General features: G+C 69.4%; 16 protein-coding genes. 2 read left to right on the top strand and 14 right to left on the bottom strand.

The annotated features are described in order from the left end of the window. Window positions 1-12: 12 nt before the first annotated feature. From AS181_RS04840 to AS181_RS04830, 3 genes are read right to left on the bottom strand one after another with little or no spacing between them, the layout of a single operon-like run. Window positions 13-444 carry a helix-turn-helix transcriptional regulator gene (locus AS181_RS04840; protein WP_058250457.1) on the bottom strand — a complete coding sequence of 144 codons (432 nt, stop codon included), beginning with the start codon at window positions 442-444 and terminating at the stop codon, window positions 13-15. Window positions 445-462: 18 nt separating this feature from the next. Continuing rightward, on the bottom strand, window positions 463-2,142 hold the full coding sequence (locus tag AS181_RS04835) for a phospho-sugar mutase (protein ID WP_058250456.1): 1,680 nt from the start codon (window positions 2,140-2,142) through the stop codon (window positions 463-465). After that, window positions 2,139-3,368: a glucose-1-phosphate adenylyltransferase family protein gene (locus AS181_RS04830; protein WP_058250455.1), complete on the bottom strand. Its 1,230-nt coding sequence runs from the start codon at window positions 3,366-3,368 to the stop codon at window positions 2,139-2,141. The genes AS181_RS04835 and AS181_RS04830 overlap by 4 nt, the downstream gene beginning before the upstream one ends. A gap of 28 nt (window positions 3,369-3,396) precedes the next feature. On the opposite strand from AS181_RS04830, the gene AS181_RS04825 reads away from it, so the two are divergent. Further along, complete coding sequence (locus AS181_RS04825) at window positions 3,397-4,629, top strand: NAD(P)/FAD-dependent oxidoreductase (protein ID WP_082652864.1); 1,233 nt, start codon at window positions 3,397-3,399, stop codon at window positions 4,627-4,629. A gap of 19 nt (window positions 4,630-4,648) precedes the next feature. On the opposite strand, the gene AS181_RS04820 is transcribed toward AS181_RS04825, so the two are convergent. The 6 genes from AS181_RS04820 to AS181_RS04795 all read right to left on the bottom strand — a co-directional run bounded on the left by AS181_RS04820 (window position 4,649) and on the right by AS181_RS04795 (window position 8,695). After that, the gene (locus AS181_RS04820; protein ID WP_058250453.1) at window positions 4,649-5,656 is read right to left on the bottom strand and encodes an oxygenase MpaB family protein; all 1,008 of its coding nucleotides are present in this window, start codon (window positions 5,654-5,656) and stop codon (window positions 4,649-4,651) included. Between the two features lie 99 nt (window positions 5,657-5,755). After that, window positions 5,756-6,502, bottom strand: coding sequence for a VOC family protein (locus AS181_RS04815; RefSeq protein ID WP_058250452.1), 747 nt, complete (start codon window positions 6,500-6,502; stop codon window positions 5,756-5,758). Then, window positions 6,499-6,822, bottom strand: a complete 324-nt coding sequence (locus AS181_RS04810; protein WP_058250451.1) for a hypothetical protein — start codon at window positions 6,820-6,822, stop codon at window positions 6,499-6,501. The genes AS181_RS04815 and AS181_RS04810 overlap by 4 nt, the downstream gene beginning before the upstream one ends. A 36-nt stretch (window positions 6,823-6,858) precedes the next feature. Further along, entirely contained in the window at window positions 6,859-7,080 is a 222-nt protein-coding gene (locus AS181_RS04805; RefSeq protein WP_058250591.1) for a DUF3263 domain-containing protein, read from the bottom strand. 200 nt (window positions 7,081-7,280) lie between these two features. After that, window positions 7,281-8,417, bottom strand: a complete 1,137-nt coding sequence (locus AS181_RS04800; RefSeq protein ID WP_058250450.1) for a DUF475 domain-containing protein — start codon at window positions 8,415-8,417, stop codon at window positions 7,281-7,283. After that, window positions 8,414-8,695 carry a hypothetical protein gene (locus tag AS181_RS04795; protein WP_058250449.1) on the bottom strand — a complete coding sequence of 94 codons (282 nt, stop codon included), beginning with the start codon at window positions 8,693-8,695 and terminating at the stop codon, window positions 8,414-8,416. Before AS181_RS04795 ends, AS181_RS04800 begins: the two co-directional genes overlap by 4 nt. Window positions 8,696-9,086: 391 nt before the next feature. Here AS181_RS04795 and AS181_RS04790 point away from each other — a divergent pair, with 391 nt between their 5' ends. After that, window positions 9,087-9,431 (top strand): RNA polymerase-binding protein RbpA, encoded by a 345-nt coding sequence (locus AS181_RS04790; protein ID WP_058250448.1) that lies wholly within the window; start codon window positions 9,087-9,089, stop codon window positions 9,429-9,431. Window positions 9,432-9,509: 78 nt separating this feature from the next. Here AS181_RS04790 and AS181_RS04785 read toward each other — a convergent pair whose 3' ends face one another. The 5 genes from AS181_RS04785 to cobN form a co-directional block, all read right to left on the bottom strand. After that, window positions 9,510-10,328: a polyprenol monophosphomannose synthase gene (locus AS181_RS04785; protein ID WP_058250447.1), complete on the bottom strand. Its 819-nt coding sequence runs from the start codon at window positions 10,326-10,328 to the stop codon at window positions 9,510-9,512. After that, on the bottom strand, window positions 10,312-11,922 hold the full coding sequence (gene lnt, locus AS181_RS04780; protein ID WP_442902775.1) for an apolipoprotein N-acyltransferase: 1,611 nt from the start codon (window positions 11,920-11,922) through the stop codon (window positions 10,312-10,314). The genes AS181_RS04785 and lnt overlap by 17 nt, the downstream gene beginning before the upstream one ends. A gap of 80 nt (window positions 11,923-12,002) precedes the next feature. Further along, complete coding sequence (locus AS181_RS04775; protein WP_058250445.1) at window positions 12,003-13,637, bottom strand: amidohydrolase; 1,635 nt, start codon at window positions 13,635-13,637, stop codon at window positions 12,003-12,005. Window positions 13,638-13,745: 108 nt separating this feature from the next. Further along, entirely contained in the window at window positions 13,746-14,255 is a 510-nt protein-coding gene (locus AS181_RS04770) for an FxsA family protein (protein WP_058250590.1), read from the bottom strand. Between the two features lie 201 nt (window positions 14,256-14,456). Then, complete coding sequence (cobN, locus tag AS181_RS04765) at window positions 14,457-18,194, bottom strand: cobaltochelatase subunit CobN (RefSeq protein WP_058250444.1); 3,738 nt, start codon at window positions 18,192-18,194, stop codon at window positions 14,457-14,459. Between the last annotated feature and the right edge of the window lie 58 nt (window positions 18,195-18,252).

Below are 18,252 nucleotides of genomic sequence, written 5' to 3'. Positions count from 1 at the left end.
GGCTAGGCAGTCTCACCCGCGCTGTGCTTCTCGATTCCTGATCGGTCTCGTGATGTTCTTCGCCAGGCACGCCGGTATCCCGTCCGTCGCGTCGGCCGACTGTTCGCGATAGACCGTCGGCGGGACCCCGACGAGTTCGGTGAACCGGGTGCTGAAGGTGCCCAGTGACGAGCAACCCACCTCGAAGCAGACCTCGGTGACGGTCAGGTCGCCGCGCCGCAGCAGCGTCATCGCCCGTTCGATGCGGCGAGTCATCAAGTACGAGTAGGGCGATTCGCCGTAGGTCTGGCGAAACTTCCGGCTCAGGTGACCGGCCGACATGTTCACCCCGCGCGCGAGCGCCTCGACGTCGAGCGGCTGCGCGTACTCGCGGTCGATCCGGTCGCGGACCTGACGCAGCAGGGTCAGGTCGCGCAGGCGCTGATCGGAATCGGTTCGCGGCACGAGTCGATCGTAGTGTGCTCAGACCCCGAGCACCGCCGAGATGTCCGCACCGAGGGCGTCGAGACGGCGTGCGGCCTCGTCCCGCGGTACGGCGCCGTCCGGGCAGTCGAGGACGACTTCGAGATAGCACTTCAGTTTCGGCTCGGTGCCGGAGGGACGCACGACGACGCGGTCGTCGGCGGCGGTCCGCACCAGGACGCCATCGGTCGGCGGGAGATCAGCGGATCCATCTGCCAGGTCGCGGTTCTCCACCACCGGCGAGCCGGCCAGTCGTTCGATCGGCGACGAACGCAGGCGCTGCATCATCTCGGCGATCAGCGCGGTGTCCTCGACGCGGATCGTCAACGGTGCGGTGGCATGCAGGCCGTGGCGACGGGCGAGCCGGTCGAGTTCGTCGGTCAGCGTGCGGCCATCCTGCCCGAGTTCCTCGACGAGGGAGATGACCCGGATCATCGCACCGATGCCGTCCTTGTCGCGGACGGTGTCGGGGTCGGTGCAGTAGCCGATCGCCTCCTCGTAACCGAAACGCAGGCCGGGAGTCCGGGCGATCCACTTGAATCCGGTGAGCGTCGCCGCGAAACGTAGCCCGTGGTCCGCGGCGATCCGGCCGAGCAGCCGGCTCGACACGATCGAACACGCCAGGGTGTCACCGGGGCGCGTCGCATCCCGTGCCGCCTGCTCCCCCAGCAGCGCGCCGATCTCGTCGCCGGTGAGCTGCCGCCACTGTCCATCGGGACCGACCGTCGCCACCGAGCAGCGGTCGGCGTCGGGGTCGAGGGCGATCACGACGTCCGCGTCGACGTCGCGTGCGAGGTCGAGCGCGAGGTCGAGGGCACCGGGCTCCTCCGGGTTCGGGAACGGCACCGTCGGGAAGTCCGGATCGGGAGCGGACTGCGCCGCCACCACGTGGACGTCGCCGATTCCCGCGGCCCGCAGCACATCTCGGGCGACCGTACCCCCGACCCCGTGCATCGGCGTCAGTACGACGCGCACCGGCGACGGACTGCCGCCGGGTCGAAGCCGCGCGGTGCGCTCGACATAGGTCCGCACGGTCTCGTCGTCGAGGTGGACGACCGCCGCGGGGTCGCGGGACACCTCGTCAGCGGGCGGCGCCTGCGCGATCCGGGCCGCGATGTCGGCGTCGGCCGGCGAGATCATCTGCACTCCCCTGCCCGCATCGTCGGTGGCACGGCCGCCGAGATACACCTTGTAACCGTTGTCGGCCGGTGGGTTGTGCGAGGCGGTGATCATCACCCCGGCGTCGCAGTCGAGCGCACGCGTCGCATGAGCGGTGACCGGCGTCGGCAACCGAGGAGGTAGCGTGAACACCGTGAGCCCTTGCGCCGCAAGCACTTCGGTTGCCGCGTCGAAGAACTCGGCCGATCCGTGCCGGGCGTCGCACCCGACCACGACACGCGCGTCGGGACCGACCGTGTCGAGCAGATACCGCGCGACACCGGCCGTGGCGCGGGTGACCACGGCGACGTTCATCCGTGACTCGCCCGCACCGACCTCCCCGCGCAGGCCGGCGGTGCCGAAGGTCAGCGGTCCGCGGAAGCGGGACGCGAGATCGTCGGCAGCGGCGACGTCACCGGTCACCGCCGCGTCGATCAGATCGGTCAGCACGGCTCGGGTCGACGGATCCGGATCGTGGTCCCGCCAGCGCCGCGCGGCCGCGAACAGCTCGGCCCGGGTCACCGGATGCGGCGACCCGGCTCGACGCGGTCACCCAGTGCCACCCGGGCGCCACGCAGGATCTGCGTGTCCATCCCCACCAACGTGATCTTCTCGGTCGGGACCGGGCGTGTCCGCGGGTGCCCGCCGATCACCGCATTCGGGCCGACGCGCACCCGTTCGTCGAGGACAGACCATGCGACCGACGCGCCGGCGCCGATGACAACGTCACCGAAGATCACCGAATCGGCCACGACCGCACCTTTTTCGACGACCACCCCCGGTCCGAGAACGCTGCGTCGGACCGTTCCGTGCACGTGGGCGCCGCTGCTGACGAGACTATCCTCGACGACCGCCCCGGTCTCGATACGCGCGGCCGGGCGCTGCGGCTGGTTGGTGAGGATCGGCCGGTCGGCGCGGAAGACGTCGAGGGACCCGTCGATGAGGTCGCGGTGCGCCTGCAGGTAGGTCTCGGGACGGCCGGCGTCGATCCAATAGCCAGGCATCGCGTGGGCGACCGTCTTGCCGCGGTCGACGAACCAGGGCACCAGGTGTTCGCCGAAGTCCCCCAGGCCGGTGTCGTCCTTCGGGGATCCCTCGGTCGTCCGGCTCTCCAGGTACTCGAGGCCCTCGATGAGCACGGCCGGGTCGTAGACGAAGATCTCGGTGGCGATCGTGCGCGTGGTGGCGCGTTCGGGTTTGTAGCGGAACTCGCGGACTATCCCGTCTCGACGGGCCTTCACGGTGGCGTGCTGGGTGGCCTCGTCCAGCGGACACGTCGTGGTGACAACAGTGCATTCGGCGCCATGGCGGCGATGGGTCTCGATGGCGTCGCGGAAGTCGAAGTCGTAGACGTGGTCGGCGCTCATGACGATGACCTCGGCCGGTGCGTGGGCGGCGATGCGGCCGCGGATGCGATACAGCAGGTCGGCGTTGCCGGTCGCGAAGCCGTCTTCGGTTTCCGGGGCGTCGGTCTGCTCCGGCATCACCACGCGCAACCCGCCGCTCGTGCGGTCCAGATCCCAGGGACGGCCACCCGCCACGATCTGGGTGATGGTCTCGGCCTCGTACTGCACGCACAACCACACGTCGTCGATGTGACTGTGGTGCAGGTTGGAGAGCGGGAAGTCGATGAGCTGATAGTTGCCCGCGAACGGCAACGCGGGTTTCGCCCGCCGATCGGTCAGCACCTCCATCCGCGAACCACGTCCACCGGCCTGCACGATCGCAAGAACCTCCGAATACCGCATCACCCCAGTCTGCCCCACGCCGCCGGGTTTGCCCGGATACCGTGGCCGACGGAACTCGACGACAAGCGACGAGGAGGTACGAGCAGTGACGCACATCCACCGGGCCGAGCACGCGACGACGGAGCGTGTGGAGGTCGACTGCCTCGTGATCGGCGGCGGCATCGTCGGGCTGGCGGTGGCGCGGGCATTCGCCCGGCGAGGACGCGACGTCGTCGTTCTCGAGGCCACCGATTCGGTTGGCGCGCAGACGACCTCGCGGAGCTCGGAGGTGATCCACGCCGGCATCTACTACCCCGAGGGCAGCCTGAAGGCGGAACTGTGCGTCCGCGGTCGCGAGCAGTTGACCCGATTCTGCGACGAGCACGGCGTCTCGTGGGCGCGGCCGGGCAAACTCATCGTCGCCACCGACGGCACTCAGAGCGAACGCCTCGACGTCTTGCTCCGACACGGTCTGGCCAACGGCGTTTCCGACCTTCGACGGATCGGAGTGGACGAACTGCGCGACCGGGAACCGGCGGTCGAAGGCGTCGCGGCACTGTTCTCACCGTCGACCGGGATCGTCGACGTCGACGGTGTGGTGCGTGCACTGGTGCGTGACCTGGAGGCACACGGTGGCGCGATCGCGTTGCGCAGCAGAGTGATCGGCGGACAGATCAACGCACACGGCGTCACCGTGCAGACATCGGACGGCGAATCGGCCTCCGCCCGGACGCTCGTCAACTGTGCCGGGATCGGCGCGTGGGAGGTGGCCCGGGCGCTGGCCGGCTTCGGCGGCCGGATCCCGCCGCGCTTCCTCGCCAAGGGGAATTACTTCGGGTTGTCCGGCGTCCGGGCGCCGTTCCGTCACCTCGTCTACCCGATCCCCGCCGACGGCGGATTGGGCGTGCACTTCACGATGGATCTCGCCGGCGAGGCCCGATTCGGCCCCGACGTCGAATGGCTGAACTCGTCCCCCGACGAGACGATTGCCGGAGAGGTACTCGACTACGCCGTCGACGAGGCGCGCGCCGACGCATTCGAACGAGCCATCCGCACGTACTGGCCGCACTTGCCGGCCAACGCCCTGGTGCCCGCCTACGCCGGGATCCGGCCCAAGGTCGCCGGGCCGGGTGCCGGTGCCGGTGACTTCGTGATCCAGGGGCCGCGGTCACACGGCATCGCGGGCCTGGTCAACCTCTTCGGTATCGAGTCGCCGGGCATCACGTCATCGTTGGCGATTGCCGACCATGTCGTCGGTCTGGTCACGCCCCCGACGACGTGACCAGACCGACCGGGAGCGCTCAGCCCTGGTGCGCCGCACCCTCTTTGGGGTGGTACTGGTAGGCAGCGCTTGCCTTCTCGCGAACCTTCATGGCCTGGATCGCGTCGTGATGACGCCGGGCGTGATAGGCCAGCGGGAAGTACGTCAGCCGCTCCGGCAGGGTGCGGTAGGCGAATCGTAGATTGCGATGAATCCGCTCGAGGTGACGCTGCTCGGCGTCGGACCAGCTCAGGCCCAGGATCTCCCGCACGCGCGGATCCATGACGCCGACGGTGGTCAGGTAGTTGAAGTTCTGGAACGGCACCGACGCGGTGGCAGCGGCCTTCTTCACGGCGGGGCGCAACGCCTTGGGCACCGACTTCGGGACGACGGGCGCGGCGCGCATCTGACCGATCAGTTCCAGCGCGACCGGGTGCCGGACGAGCTTGTTCTCGATGAAATCGTCGAAGTACTCGTCGAACTCCTCGAGGGTCTCGGGGTAGTTCTTCATCGGTACCTGGACGATCTTGGCGATGCGGCGGTTGTCCCGCAGGAGTTCTTTGCGCTCCTCGAGGGTGAAGTGCCGGCCCAGCACCAGCGGCGCGGCGGTCTCGATCGTGGGTAGCGCGGTGGCGATCACCCAGGCGTACGCCTCCGGGTTGAGTGCACTGATGTGCTTGCCCTCCGAGTTGCGCATCTGCAGCGGCTGGTGCAGCTTGCGGAGACGCTTGCCCTCCTCGAGAGCCTCCTGACCGCCGTAGGTCCAGCGCAGCACCGAGTCGGCGGAGCGGATCGCACGTCCCACGGGATCGGTGCGGAAGACTGAATACTTGTCGACGACATCGCCGATGACGGGGTGCATCACCTGCATCACGAACGCCGCCCCGTTGATCGGGAGGAACGTGTACATGCCGGTGAGCTTGGCGGTCAGCGAGTCCGGCGGGATCAGTTCGATCTCGTCGTCGCGGTGGTTGAGCAGCGGCTCGCCCGCCACGAAGTCACTCGCTGCGGGTTCGGACGCTGTCCGTTCTTCGTGTACCGCGGTCATGGTGCCCCCAACATCGGTCTCGGATACTACTAATTCGACAACATTCGTAGTCAGATTAGCGCAGGCGTTCCCGAAAACCCACCTTTTGTCGGATTTCGGCTACTGAAGCGAGTCGGCTCCGGCGTCGGGGCCGATGACCACGGTCCGCGTGGCGAGTTCGCGGTGGCGAACCGTGAAGATCCGCGTGCCCTTCTTGCGTCCGCTGCGGACCTCGCTGAGATCGAGTCCGTCGGCCGTCAGACGCGCGTGGGTCGTGTCCACATCGGTCGACCGCCATGCCACACCCCAGAGCAAGACCGGCGACGACGGCACCGGGTCGGCCGGCGGGCGGGGCGCGGCGACGACCTCGACGATCAGGTCGTCGCGCCGGAAGAACAGCTGACGGGCGTCCTGCCCGATCGGCTGGTCGAGACGGAAATCGAGGCCGAAGGTGCCGGCGAACAGCGCGACGGCGACATCGCGGTTGTCGCAGGTGAAGACCAGATGGTCGAGGCCGGTCAGATCGCCGTCAACGGCCGCCCCGGATTCGGGTCGTTCGGCGATCCCGACCGGACTGGTCTCACCCAGCGCTCCGAGGACGGTGTCCGCGAGCGGATACCCGCGCCGGCCGAGTAGACGCCGGGACGCCGTGATGTCGTCGACCGTGAAGTACACGTCGTGGGTGTCGGGCTCGCCGGCCGACAGCCGCATCGAGAGGGCGACGTTGCCGAGGTTCACCACTCGCCGGCCGTCGGCGCCCGTACCGACCTCGTGTCCGAGCAACCGCTGGTAGGTCTCGGCGGTCGTCGACGGGTCGTCGCTCGCGAGATCGACGAGTGCGTGCGGGCCGGCGGGCGGAATCGTCACCGCTTCTTCTTACCCTTCCGACGACGAGCCGGCGCCGGCGGCACCCGTCGATGGATCAGTTGCGCCGAGCTGGTGATATGCCAAGCGCGACAGGAGCACTCGTAGTAGCGCAGCTCCGGGGCGGTACCAACGAGGTGGCGACGGAGTCGATCGATGCCCTCACGAGCGTCGGCCGGTGAGGCGAACGGCAGTTTGTCAGGCGTCGGGCAGGCCGGATAGTCGATGCCGGCGCGGCGCCGGCGTCGAGGTTGCTCGCGGAACGCCGTGCGTGCCTCGACATCGCGATAGAACGCTTCGAGATCGTCATCGGAGAAGGGCACCCGTCGATTATCCCCCGAGCCGCGTGCGGGCTGGGATCAGCGGGCCATCCACAGCCGACGGCGGATGACCTGGCGCATGCGGCGCAGCTCCGCAGCGGTCAATCCCGACGGCGGGTCGGAGTCGACGAGGCGGTCGACCTGGGAGAAGAAGTCCCGATCGGTGAGGCCGAACTCCTCGACGATCTGCCGGGAGGAGCCCCCGCCCAGGGAGTACCAGTCCGTCTCGAACTGGATCATCTGCTGCTGTTTGCTGTCCATGAAGACCACCGAATCTGCGTTTTCGACCTGAAACCCGGACTTGTGCCGCGGAGCCACTCGGCTTCGGCTCCTGCGTGACACACGTCACCGACGTCGTCATTTCTACACCTGTCGACCGACAGAAGACAGCAGGCGGCCCATGCTGATTCCAAAGGTCCCGCAGATGTTCATCGCACGTTCGAAGACGGCCGCGGAGAAGCTCAGACCGCCAGTCGATCGCCGGTCCCGGCACGCGCTTCGCGCCGGTTCGCGCGGATGCTGCTGGCGAGCGACGCGCCGATGAACGCCACGCCGACGAGCCCCGTGATCACCTCGTTGATCTCGATCTCGACGCTGATCAACAGGATTGCGGCCAGCGCGCCGATGGCCCAGTGCGCACCGTATTCGAGGTAGCGGTACTCCCCCAGCGTGCCCTTGCGGACAAGGTAGATCGTGATGGACCGCACGAACATCGCGCCGATGAATCCGAGCCCCAACGCGATGATGATCGGGTCGGAGGTGATGGCGAAGGCGCCGATCACCCCGTCGAAGGAGAACGACGCGTCCAGGAGCTCGAGATAGAGGAACAGGAAGAACCCGGCCTTGCCGGTGGCGACGGTGACCGGGTGCGGACCGGAGCCGTCCGATCCGGACCTGTGTGAGTCGGGCCCGTCTGATTCCGGCCCGTCCGATCCCGGCTCGGCCATGAACAGCGAGCTGAGCCCGTCGACGGTGATGTAGGTGACCATGCCCAGGATCCCGGCGATCAGGACGGTCGCGCGGCTCTCGTCCGGCGCCAGGAACTCGGCGGTGAGAACCAGCGCGAGGGCGGCCAGTACGACCGCGAGCTGGTCGAGCTTGCCGAGCGTGGCGAGCGGCTTCTCGAGCCACGTGAGCCAGGTCTGCGGGCGCTCGGCCAGCACGAAGTTGAGGAACAGGAGCAGGAGGAACATCCCGCCGAACGCCGCGATCTGCGGGTGGGCCTCGGTGAGGATCGTCTCGTAGCTGGGCTGGCCGTCGGCGAAATGCGTCTGCCCCTCGGGCGGCGGGTTCATCGCCAGGTCGAGCGCCTCGACGGGGTTGAGACCTCCGGTGATCCACACGATGACCAGCGGGAACAGGAGACGCATGCCGAACACGGCGATGAGCACGCCGACGGTGAGGAACATCTTCTGCCAGAACGCGCTCATCCGTTCGAGGATCGTCGCGTTGATGACCGCGTTGTCGAACGACAGGGACACCTCGAGCACGCCGAGGATGGCGCACAGGGCGAGGCCGGTCCAGCCGAGGTAGAGGTAGGCGACGACCAGCGCCACGAGCGTGACGACGAGCGAGGGCGCGAAGATGCGCGCGGTCACCGCAGCTTCTCGGCTTCCCGCGCGAGTTCGAGCAGCGTGTCGGTGAGGTCGGCCAGCACGTCGTGTCCGGCACCTTCGGCCACCGCGGTGCCGAGGTCCTCCGCGGCGCACCGCAGCGCGAACATCCGGTCGCCGAAGTCGGCGGCCTCGGCCGAGGAGAGGATCACCGCGTCGTCGGGAATGGACGTGCCCTCCAGCAGCGTTCTCTGCTCGTAAGCACGCTGCCTGCACGATCGCTTGCAGTACTTCCGCCGACGCCCCATCTCGGAGTCCACCATCGTGCGGCCGCACCAGGCGCAGGCGTACGGCCGACGCCGACGCGATGCGCCCGTTTGTACGCCGTGCGTAGTGCCTGGTTCCACACCGAGACCGTACCGCTGTCACGACCGGCCCCGCTCGCTGCGCTCCCGGCGGCGGCACACACTCGCCCCGCTCGCTGCGCTCCCGGCGGCGGCACACACTCGCCCCGCTCGCTGCGCTCCCGGCGGCGGCCCCGCGGACCGCGGTGGACAACACGGGTCGTCGCCGGTGGCGAACCCACGCAGGAATGCGCGTAGAATGTTCCTGTTGACGACCCGAAAGTCGCGCGCAGCGTTGCGCGCGAACCTGGAATGCAACAGAGATCTCCCGGCAGACCGGGAGATCCGACGAAGTTGAGAGGAACCCTTCATGGCAGATCGAGTACTTCGGGGTAGCCGCCTCGGCGCGGTGAGCTACGAGACCGATCGTGACCACGACCTCGCGCCACGACGCATCGTCCAGTACCGCACCGACAACGGCGAGATCTTCGACGTGCCGTTCGCCGACGACGCGGAGGTCCCGTCGAAGTGGCCGTGCAAGAACGGCATGGAAGGCACCATCCTCGAGGGCGCCGAGCCCGAGGAGAAGAAGACCAAGCCGCCGCGTACGCACTGGGACATGCTGCTCGAGCGTCGCAGCGAGGAAGAGCTCGAAGTGCTGCTCAACGAGCGCCTCGACCTGCTCAAGCAGCGGCGCAAGGGCATCACCAACTGACACCCGCGGGCGCCCGACGCCCGGAACCGAACAGACCCGGCAGGACATCCTGCCGGGTCTGTCCGTCTGCTCAGCGGATCATCGCGTCCGGACGAGTCCCCAGCGCTCGAGGCGGCTCTGGACTCCCCAGCGGGCGACCATCGTGAACGCCTCGGACATCACGCCGCCGCTCATCTTGGACACCCCGATCTCACGTTCGGTGAAGGTGATCGGAACCTCGCGGACGTCGAAGCCGGCACGCACCGTGCGCCACGCCAGGTCGATCTGGAAGCAGTAACCCGCGGACTCGACGGTGTCGAGCTGGATCTTCTCCAGCACGATGCGGCGATAGGCGCGGAACCCGGCGGTGATGTCGTGGACGCCCGCACCGAGAGCCAGACGGGCATAGGTGTTGGCACCGCGGGAGAGGAACTCCCGGCGCTTCGGCCAGTTCACCAGCTTGCCGCCCGGGACATAGCGGGACCCGATCACGAGATCCGCGCCGTCGTTGACGGCGTCGAACAGGCGGTGCAGCTGCTCAGGCGCGTGGCTACCGTCCGCGTCCATCTCGACGATGACGGCGTAGTCGCGGTCGAGTCCCCACGCGAAGCCGGCGAGGTACGCCTTGCCCAGGCCGTCCTTGTCGACGCGGTGCATGACATGGACCCGGGTCGCCGCGTCGGCGCGAGCAAGGTCGTCGGCGACATCGCCCGTGCCGTCCGGGCTCGAGTCGTCGACCACGAGGACATGCGCCCCTGGCAGCACGTCCTGTAGACGTCCGATGATGAGCGGCAGGTTGTCGCGCTCGTTGAACGTCGGCACGACGACGAGTGCGCCCGTGCCGTCGGCGCCGACCACGCGTTGCGGCGCGTCGTCGGGCCGCCGCTGCCCTGCCGTGGCGTCAATCCCCGATGCCATCGAGCTCCTTCGTGTCACCGGTCGCCCGTGCGGCGACCCTGCGTGGCCTGAGTGAGAACCTAGTACGCGAGCGCAGCGCAAACAAAAGCCCGGCCACCGCGGCGATGATCGCGACCACCTCCGGCCAGGGGCCCAGGCGGGTCGCGAGAGTCATGTCCTCATGGAGTGGCAGACGCCCGGTCAGCACGTCCGCGGTGAATATGCCGGACTGCTGGCTGATGGATCCGTCCGGCTCGATGACGGCGCTCACCCCACTGGTGGCCGCGACGACCACGGACCGCCCGTGTTCGACGGCCCGGACCTGTGACATGGCCAACTGCTGGTAGGTCATCTCGGTCCGGCCGAAGGTCGCGTTGTTGGTGGGCACGAACAGCATCTGCGCGCCGTCCCGGACGGATTGCCGAGCGGCCCGGTCGAAGGCGACCTCCCAGCAGGTCGCGACACCGACGGTCACCGTCCCCGAGCGACCGGGCACGTCGACCACCGTGGGTCCGGTGCCGGGGCGGAAGTCTCCGGCCATGTCTGCATACGACGAGAAGAGGCGGAAGAACGGCCGCCACGGGAGGTACTCGCCGAACGGCTGGACGATGTGCTTGTCGTAGCGGTCGACCGGGCCCTGCGCGCCGTCCCAGACCAGGACCGAATTGGTGGGTCGGCCATCGGGGTTGCGGATGAGCGTGCCGACCAGGATCGGCGCGTCGACGGCCGCGGAGGCCGCGGTGATCCCGGCGGCCGCGTCTGCGTTGTCCAGCGGCGAGATGTCCGAGGCGTTCTCCGGCCACAGGACGAAGTCGGGCTGCTCTGTCTGCCCGGTGTCGATCGCCCGGCCGTAGGACATCGTGGTGCGGACATGATTGTCGAGGACAGCGCGCCGCTGGGCGTTGAAATCCAGACCCAGTCGCGGGACATTGCCCTGGATGGCACCGATCCGGGCCGAGGACGTCGCGATGTTGCGGTCGAGGCTGGCGGGGGTCGCCGCGATGGCCGCGATCGGTGCGAGCAGCGCGATGGCCACCGCGGCGGTCGCGATGCGCACCACGCCCGAGGAACGTTCGGTGGACGGCCCCGGGCCGTCGGCGTGCTCGGGGTCGGAGACGGTCGTCGTGCGCCGGTACGCCCGGGTGAGGATCACGAGCAGCCAGGCGACCGCGGAGCCGAACAGCGCGACACCTGCTGACAACCCCGGCGCGCCGAGCACCGAGGCCAGCGGCAGCAGCGGTCCGTCGACCTGACTGAATGCGGTTCTCCCCCAAGGAAACCCGCCGAACGGAAAGGCGGAACGGAGCGCTTCGACGAGCACCCACGACAGCGTGAACCACACCGGAGGCACCGGAAGCCGCATCGTCAGGGTGGCGATCGCGCCGAACAGCGCGAGATAGACGGCGAGCACCGCGGCCAGGGCGAGCCACGGGAGTGGACCGACGTACACGCCGATCCACGGCAACAGCGGCACGAAAAACGCCAGCCCGAAGATGAAGCCGATCCACGCGCCGGTGCGCACCCGGGGCGACCCGACGAAGAGTGCGGCGAACAACAGGCCGAGGGCGAGGACCGCGAGGAACCACCAGTTGCGGGGTGGGAACGCGGCCCACATCGCGACACCCGCGGCGGCGGCGGTCCCGGTACGTGCGAGCCAGGACCGTGAGATCCGGGATCGGGAGACCCGCGGGGGACTCACCCGGCGTCCCGGTCGTACAGGGTCCGGCCCCGGTGCACGGTGCGTACGCAGCGCGGCAGCGCGGCCCCCGGTGAGACGTCCGGCAGCGCGGGCACCCGCGACCGCGGATCGGTCGACCAGCGCTGGACCTTCTCGTGGGATCCGGCGACGACGAGCTCGTCGACCTCCCACACCGCGTAACTCGCCGGGGCGCCGGGCGTCAGGGTCCCGGTGACACCGTCGTTGACTCCCCCGGCCCGCCAGCCGCCGCGGGTCGTCGCGGCGAACGCGCCGCGCGCCGAGATCGCGTTGGTCGGCTGATGATGGTGCACAGCGGCCCGGATGGTCGACCACGGGTCGATGGCCGTCACCGGCGCGTCTGACGAGAACGCCAGGGCGACACCGGTTTTGGCCAGCATCGCGAAGTCGTTGAGGGTGGCCGCGCGGCTCGCCCCGAGACGGGCGTCGTACAGGTCGCCGGGACCGCCCCATTCGGCGTCGAACAACGGTTGCATGCTGGCGATGACGCCGCAGCGGGCGAGGACCTCGGCGTCGGCGGCGGTGACCATCTCGGCGTGTTCGAGCCGGTGCGCACAGCGGGCGAGCGCGGGCGTGCCGAGTTCGTCGGCGAGTTCGGCGAGTGCGCCGACGACCACACCGGTCGCGGCGTCGCCGATGACGTGGAAGCCCGCCTGGATGCCTGCGATCGTGCAGGCGCGCAGGTGATCGCGGATCGCCTCGGCGTCGAGGTAGCTGATACCGCTGGTGTGCGGATCGTCGGTGTAGGGCTCCGAGAGCCACGCGGTGTGGGAGCCGATGGCACCGTCGATGAACAGGTCACCGCCCAGGGCATCGGCCCGGGTGATCGACATCAGTTCGCGGGCGTGGTCGGCGTCGGTGACGGCCTGGCCCCAGTAGCGCCGGATCTCGACGGGATGGTCGAGTTCGGCGAGCGCGAGGAAGTCGTCCATGCCGCTGATGTCCGGTCCGCCGTTCTCGTGCACGGCCACCACCCCGTGGGCGGCGGCCCCGTCGAGCGCGCGGCGTTGTGCACGCTCACGATGCGCCGCGGTGACCAGAAGACGGGCCGCGCCCCGGACGAGATGGTGGGCCTCGGCGACCAGCGGCTCCTCCGGGTGATACCCGACGGCGTCGGCCAGGTCCGGGATCAGGCGTCGTAGCGCGGTGGATGCCACCGCGGAGTGCTCGTCGATCCGGGCGAGGTAGACCGGCCTGGTCCCGACGACGGCGTCGAGCTCGGTGGTCGTCGGGAAGCGACCGTCGTCGGGTTCGGCGCCCGCCCAGGTCGAGTCGTCCCAGCCGAGACCCCAGATGAGGTCGCCTCCGTCATGGGCGGATTCGGCGGCCACGGCCTTCTCCACCAGCCGCAGGCAGTGCGTGCGGCTCGACGCCTCGTTCAGGGTGAGGCCGTCGAGTCCGAGCCCGGTGGACGTCAGGTGGACGTGGGAGTCGACGAACCCGGGACTGACGAAGTGTCCGGCGAGGTCGATGACCTCGGCGTCGGGATGGAGTGCGCGGCCGACGTCGTCGGTCCCGACCCAGACGACGATTCCGTCGGTCACGGCCATCGCGGTCGCGTCGGGGGCCGCCGGCGAGTACACGGCGCCGCCGAGAAGCAGTTGGGTTGCCACGATCGTTCAGTGTGCCTTGCCGTCGGAGGAGGGTGGCGAGGGGTCCGGGTGCGTGTGTTCCGGGACCGCGGTGGGTTGTGCTGCGCTCGGGCGCAGATCAGGACCTGTTCAGTGGCCCTGCGGCAGACCTCGGGTCCCGTACGGGGACGACGAAGATCCCGGCTCGGGCGTGTCGGACTCCACGACCGTGCCCTCGACGACGGTTCCGCCACGTCCTGCGCCGTAGACACCGGTGGCGTACATCCCGGCCCGGTCCATCGCGGTCGCCACACGGCGGGCACCCACCGCGGCGACGGCCGGACGCATCACCCGACGGGTGGGCGGGAACAGCAGTAGGGTCCCGGCCACGGTCGACACGACGCCCGGAACGACCAAAAGGATGGTCGACACGGCGACGAGCGCGGTGTCGGCCAGCGGGGCGCGGGCGTCGACCTCGTTTCTCGACGCGCGGCGCAGCTCGTCGAAGACCTTGCCGCCCTGCCAGCGCAGGACGACGAATCCGAGGACCACGGCGGCGAGGCTGATCAACACCGCCCAGCCGAATCCGAGGGTCATGACCATCGCGACGAATGCGGCGATCTCCAGCACGGCATAGGCCGCGAACCAGCGGAGAGCCATCATGCTTCACCTGTCCTTCGGTGCCCTTCGGCACCCGTTGACGTCAGGGTCTGCGTGGACAACGAACGACGACGCGGTTTTGTCCCGGGGGGTGGTTTCGACAAGCTCAACCAGCGCTGGGCGGCTGAGCCGGCGGTGGGCGGCTCAGCCGGCGGTGGGCGGCTCAGCCGGCGGTGGGCGGCTCAGCCGGCGGTGGGCGGCTCAGCCGGCAGAGGCGTCCTCGCCGCGGCCCTCGATGTCGCCCTCGGTCTGGAGGTAGACGGTGCGCAGGGCGTCGAGGAGCTCGGCCGGCGGTTCGCGCCACATGTCGCGCTCGACGGCCTCGAGGAGACGTTCGGCGATGCCGTGCAGTGCCCAGGGGTTGGACTGCTGCATGAACTGCTGGTTCGTCTCGTCGAGGACGTAGGACTCGGTGAGTTTCTCGTACATCCAGTCGGCGACGACGTCGGTGGTCGCGTCGTACCCGAAGAGGTAATCGACCGTGGCGGCCATCTCGAACGCACCCTTGTATCCGTGGCGCTGCATCGCCGAGATCCAGCGTGGGTTGACGACGCGGGCGCGGAACACCCGGCTGGTCTCCTCCGACAGCGTGCGGGTGCGGACGGAGTCGGGGCGGGTGCTGTCGCCGATGTAGGCCTCGGGCGAGGAACCGGTCAGTGCGCGAACGGTCGCGACCATGCCGCCGTGGTACTGGAAGTAGTCGTCGGAGTCGGCGATGTCGTGTTCGCGGGTGTCGGTGTTCTTGGCCGCCACGGCGATCCGCTTGTACGCGGCGCGCATGTCGTCGACCGCGGGTACACCGTCGAGGTCGCGTCCGTAGGCGTAACCCCCCCACTCGGTGTAGACACGCGCCAGGTCCTCGTCGCTGCGCCAGTCCCGTGAGTCGATGAGTTGCAGGATGCCGGCGCCGTAGGTGCCGGGCTTGGAACCGAAGACACGTGTCACGGCCCGACGCCGGTCGCCGTGCTCGGACATCGCGGCGCGCACGTGTGCCGCAACGAAGTTCTGCTCGTCGGACTCGTCGTCAGCGGCCGCGGCGAGCGCGACCGCGTCGTCGAGCATCGTGACGACGTGCGGGAAGGCATCCCGGAAGAAGCCGGAGATGCGGACGGTGACATCGATGCGGGGACGTCCGAGTTCCTCGAGGCCGATGAGCTCGAGCGAGGAGACCCGCCGCGACATCTCGTCCCACACCGGCATGACCCCGAGCAGCGCGAGCACCTCGGCGACGTCGTCACCCGAGGTGCGCATGGCGCTGGTCCCCCACACCGACAGCCCCACCGACGCCGGGTATTCGCCGTGGTCGGTCAGGTAGCGCTCGAGCAGAGAGTCGGCCATCGCGCGGCCGGTCTCCCACGCCAGCCGCGAGGGCACGGCCTTCGGGTCGACCGAGTAGAAGTTGCGTCCGGTCGGCAGCACGTTGATCAGCCCGCGCAGCGGTGACCCGCTCGGTCCGGCCGGGATGAACCCGCCGTCCAAGGCGTGCAGCACCCGCGGGACCTCGCCGGTCGTCTGACGCAGGCGCGGGACGACCTCGGTCGCCGCGAAGGTGAGCACATCCCCGACCGCGCTGGGCAGTCCCGCGGTGGCCGCGGCAACCGCTTCGGTCGACCAGTCGTCCTTCGCGCAGGCGGCGACGAGTTCGCGGGCCTGCGCCTCGACGGCGTCGACGGAACCGCGCTCGGCCGAGCCGTCTTCGACGAGTCCGAGGGCCTCGCGCAGGCCGGGCAGGGCCGACGTGCCGCCCCAGAGCTGGCGCGCACGCAGCATGGCGAGGACCAGGTCGACCTCGGCGTCGTCGCGCGGGGGCTCGCCGAGCACGTGCAGCCCGTCACGGATCTGCACGTCCTTGATCTCGCACAGCCACCCGTCGACGTGCAGCAGCATGTCGTCGAAGACCTCTTCGTCGGGCCGTTCGGTGAGCCCGAGATCGGAGTCCATCTTCGCCGCGGTCAGCAGTGTCCAGATCTGCTGGCGGATCGCGGGCAGCTTCGCCGGGTCGAGGGCGGAGATGTTGGCGTGCTCGTCGAGAAGCTGTTCCAGCCGGGCGATGTCGCCGTAGGACTCGGCGCGTGCCATCGGCGGGATCAGATGGTCGACGAGAACCGCATGAGCGCGGCGCTTGGCCTGCGTCCCCTCGCCCGGGTCGTTCACCAGGAACGGGTAGACGAGCGGGAGGTCGCCGAGGGCGGCGTCGGTCCCGCAGTCCGCCGACATGCCGAGGTTCTTACCGGGCAGCCACTCCAGGTTGCCGTGTTTGCCGACATGCACGATGGCGTCGGCGCCGAAGCCGTTGTCGTGCGCCGCGATCCACCGGTACGAGGCCAGATAGTGGTGCGACGGCGGCAGATCCGGATCGTGGTAGATCGCGACCGGGTTCTCGCCGAACCCGCGCGGCGGCTGCACCATGATCGCGATGTTGCCGAAGGTCAATGCCGCGATGACGATGTCGCCGTCGGGATTGTGCGTGCGGTCGACGAACAGGTCGCCCGGAGCGGGTCCCCAGTGCTCGGTGACCGCCGCGCGCAGTCCTTCGGGCAGGGTGTCGAACCACGACCGGTAGTCGCGCGCGGACAGGCGGATCGGGTTGGCGGCGAGGGTCTCCTCGGTCAGCCAGTCGGCATCCTGACCACCGGTGGCGATGATCTGGTGGATCAGCGCATCTGAATCATCGTCGGCGAGACCGGGGATCGCGTCCGGGCCGGCCTCCGGGCCGATGTCGTAGCCGGCATCGCGCATCGCGGCGAGAAGGCGCAGCAGGCTGCGCGGGGTGTCGAGACCGACGGCGTTGCCGATCCGCGCGTGCTTGGTCGGGTAGGCCGACAGCATGACCGCGATCCGCTTGTCGGCGGCCGGGGTCCGACGCAACCGGGCGTGCGCGGTGGCGATCCCCGCCACCCGTGCGCAGCGCTCGAGATCCGGCTGGTACCAGGGCAATCCGTCGTCGTCGAACTCCTTGAAGGAGAACGGCACGGTGATGATGCGGCCGTCGAACTCGGGCACCGCCACCTGGGTGGCGACGTCGAGTGGCGACAGGCCGTCATCGCTGTCCTCCCAGTCCGCGCGGGACCCGGTGAGGCAGAGACCCTGCAGGATCGGGATGTCGAGGGCGGCGAGACGTTCGATGTTCCACGCCTCGTCGTCGCCGCCGGCCGAAGCGGTGGCCGGGGTGGCGCCACCGGCGGCCAGCACCGTGACCACGAGGGCGTCGGCGGTACCGAGCAGTTCGAGGAGGTCGTCGGGCGCAGTCCGCAGCGAGGCGCAGAAGATCGGCAGCGCACGGGCCCCGCGGTCCTCGATCGCATCGCACAGCGCGGCGATGTACCGCGTGTTGCCCGCCAGGTGCTGGGCGCGGTAGTAGAGGACCGCGATGGTCGGGGCGTCGGGCCCTTCGTGGCTCGTCGCTTGCGCTCCTCGCACCTCAGGGAGCAAAGAAGGGTCGGCTTCCGCTCCTCGCGCCTCAGGGAGCGGAGAGGAGGCGGCCGGAGAACGTTCGAGCACGCCCCACGCGGGCGTCTGCTGCGGGAGTTCGAAACCGTTGCCGGTGAGCAGGATGGTGTCGGACAGGAAGTGGTGCAGATTCACGAGGTTGGCGACGCCGCCCGCGGCGAGATAGTCGTGGGCCTGGGCGGCGACGCCGGAGGGCACCGTGGAGTGCGCCATCAGATCGGGGTCGGGCTGCTGCTCACCGGAGCAGACGACGAGCGGCTTGCCGGTCGCCTCGACCGCAGCCAGCCCGTCCTCCCAGGCGCGTACACCGCCCAGGATGCGCACGACGATGAGGTCGGCGTCGGCGGCGAGACGCGGGATGTCCTCGATCAGGATGCGAGAGGGATTCGCGCCGCGGTAGGACACCGACGCGTCGGGCGACGCGTTGCCCTCGTCGGCCGCCGAGGCCGTGAGCAGGTCGGTGTCCGAGGTCGAGAGCAGCAGGATCATCGTGTCTCCTCGCCGGGTTGTCGCGCCCGGTGCGTGTCGGTGCCGTGGGTGGCGGGTG

Source organism: Gordonia sp. SGD-V-85, assembly GCF_001456905.1.
In the GTDB taxonomy this organism is placed as follows: domain Bacteria; phylum Actinomycetota; class Actinomycetes; order Mycobacteriales; family Mycobacteriaceae; genus Gordonia; species Gordonia hongkongensis.
This window is presented reverse-complemented; position numbering and strand designations above follow the sequence as displayed.

What these genes read in the sequence shown, in the direction of transcription:
- AS181_RS04795 (WP_058250449.1), bottom strand. Translation starts at nt 8,695, where the DNA reads ATGGTGGACTCCGAGATGGGGCGTCGGCGGAAGTACTGCAAGCGATCG.
- cobN (WP_058250444.1), bottom strand. Translation starts at nt 18,194, where the DNA reads ATGATCCTGCTGCTCTCGACCTCGGACACCGACCTGCTCACGGCCTCG.
- AS181_RS04820 (WP_058250453.1), bottom strand. Translation starts at nt 5,656, where the DNA reads ATGACCGCGGTACACGAAGAACGGACAGCGTCCGAACCCGCAGCGAGT.
- AS181_RS04785 (WP_058250447.1), bottom strand. Translation starts at nt 10,328, where the DNA reads ATGGCATCGGGGATTGACGCCACGGCAGGGCAGCGGCGGCCCGACGAC.
- lnt (WP_442902775.1), bottom strand. Translation starts at nt 11,922, where the DNA reads ATGTGGGCCGCGTTCCCACCCCGCAACTGGTGGTTCCTCGCGGTCCTC.
- AS181_RS04790 (WP_058250448.1), top strand. Translation starts at nt 9,087, where the DNA reads ATGGCAGATCGAGTACTTCGGGGTAGCCGCCTCGGCGCGGTGAGCTAC.
- AS181_RS04770 (WP_058250590.1), bottom strand. Translation starts at nt 14,255, where the DNA reads ATGGCTCTCCGCTGGTTCGCGGCCTATGCCGTGCTGGAGATCGCCGCA.
- AS181_RS04830 (WP_058250455.1), bottom strand. Translation starts at nt 3,368, where the DNA reads ATGCGGTATTCGGAGGTTCTTGCGATCGTGCAGGCCGGTGGACGTGGT.
- AS181_RS04805 (WP_058250591.1), bottom strand. Translation starts at nt 7,080, where the DNA reads ATGGACAGCAAACAGCAGCAGATGATCCAGTTCGAGACGGACTGGTAC.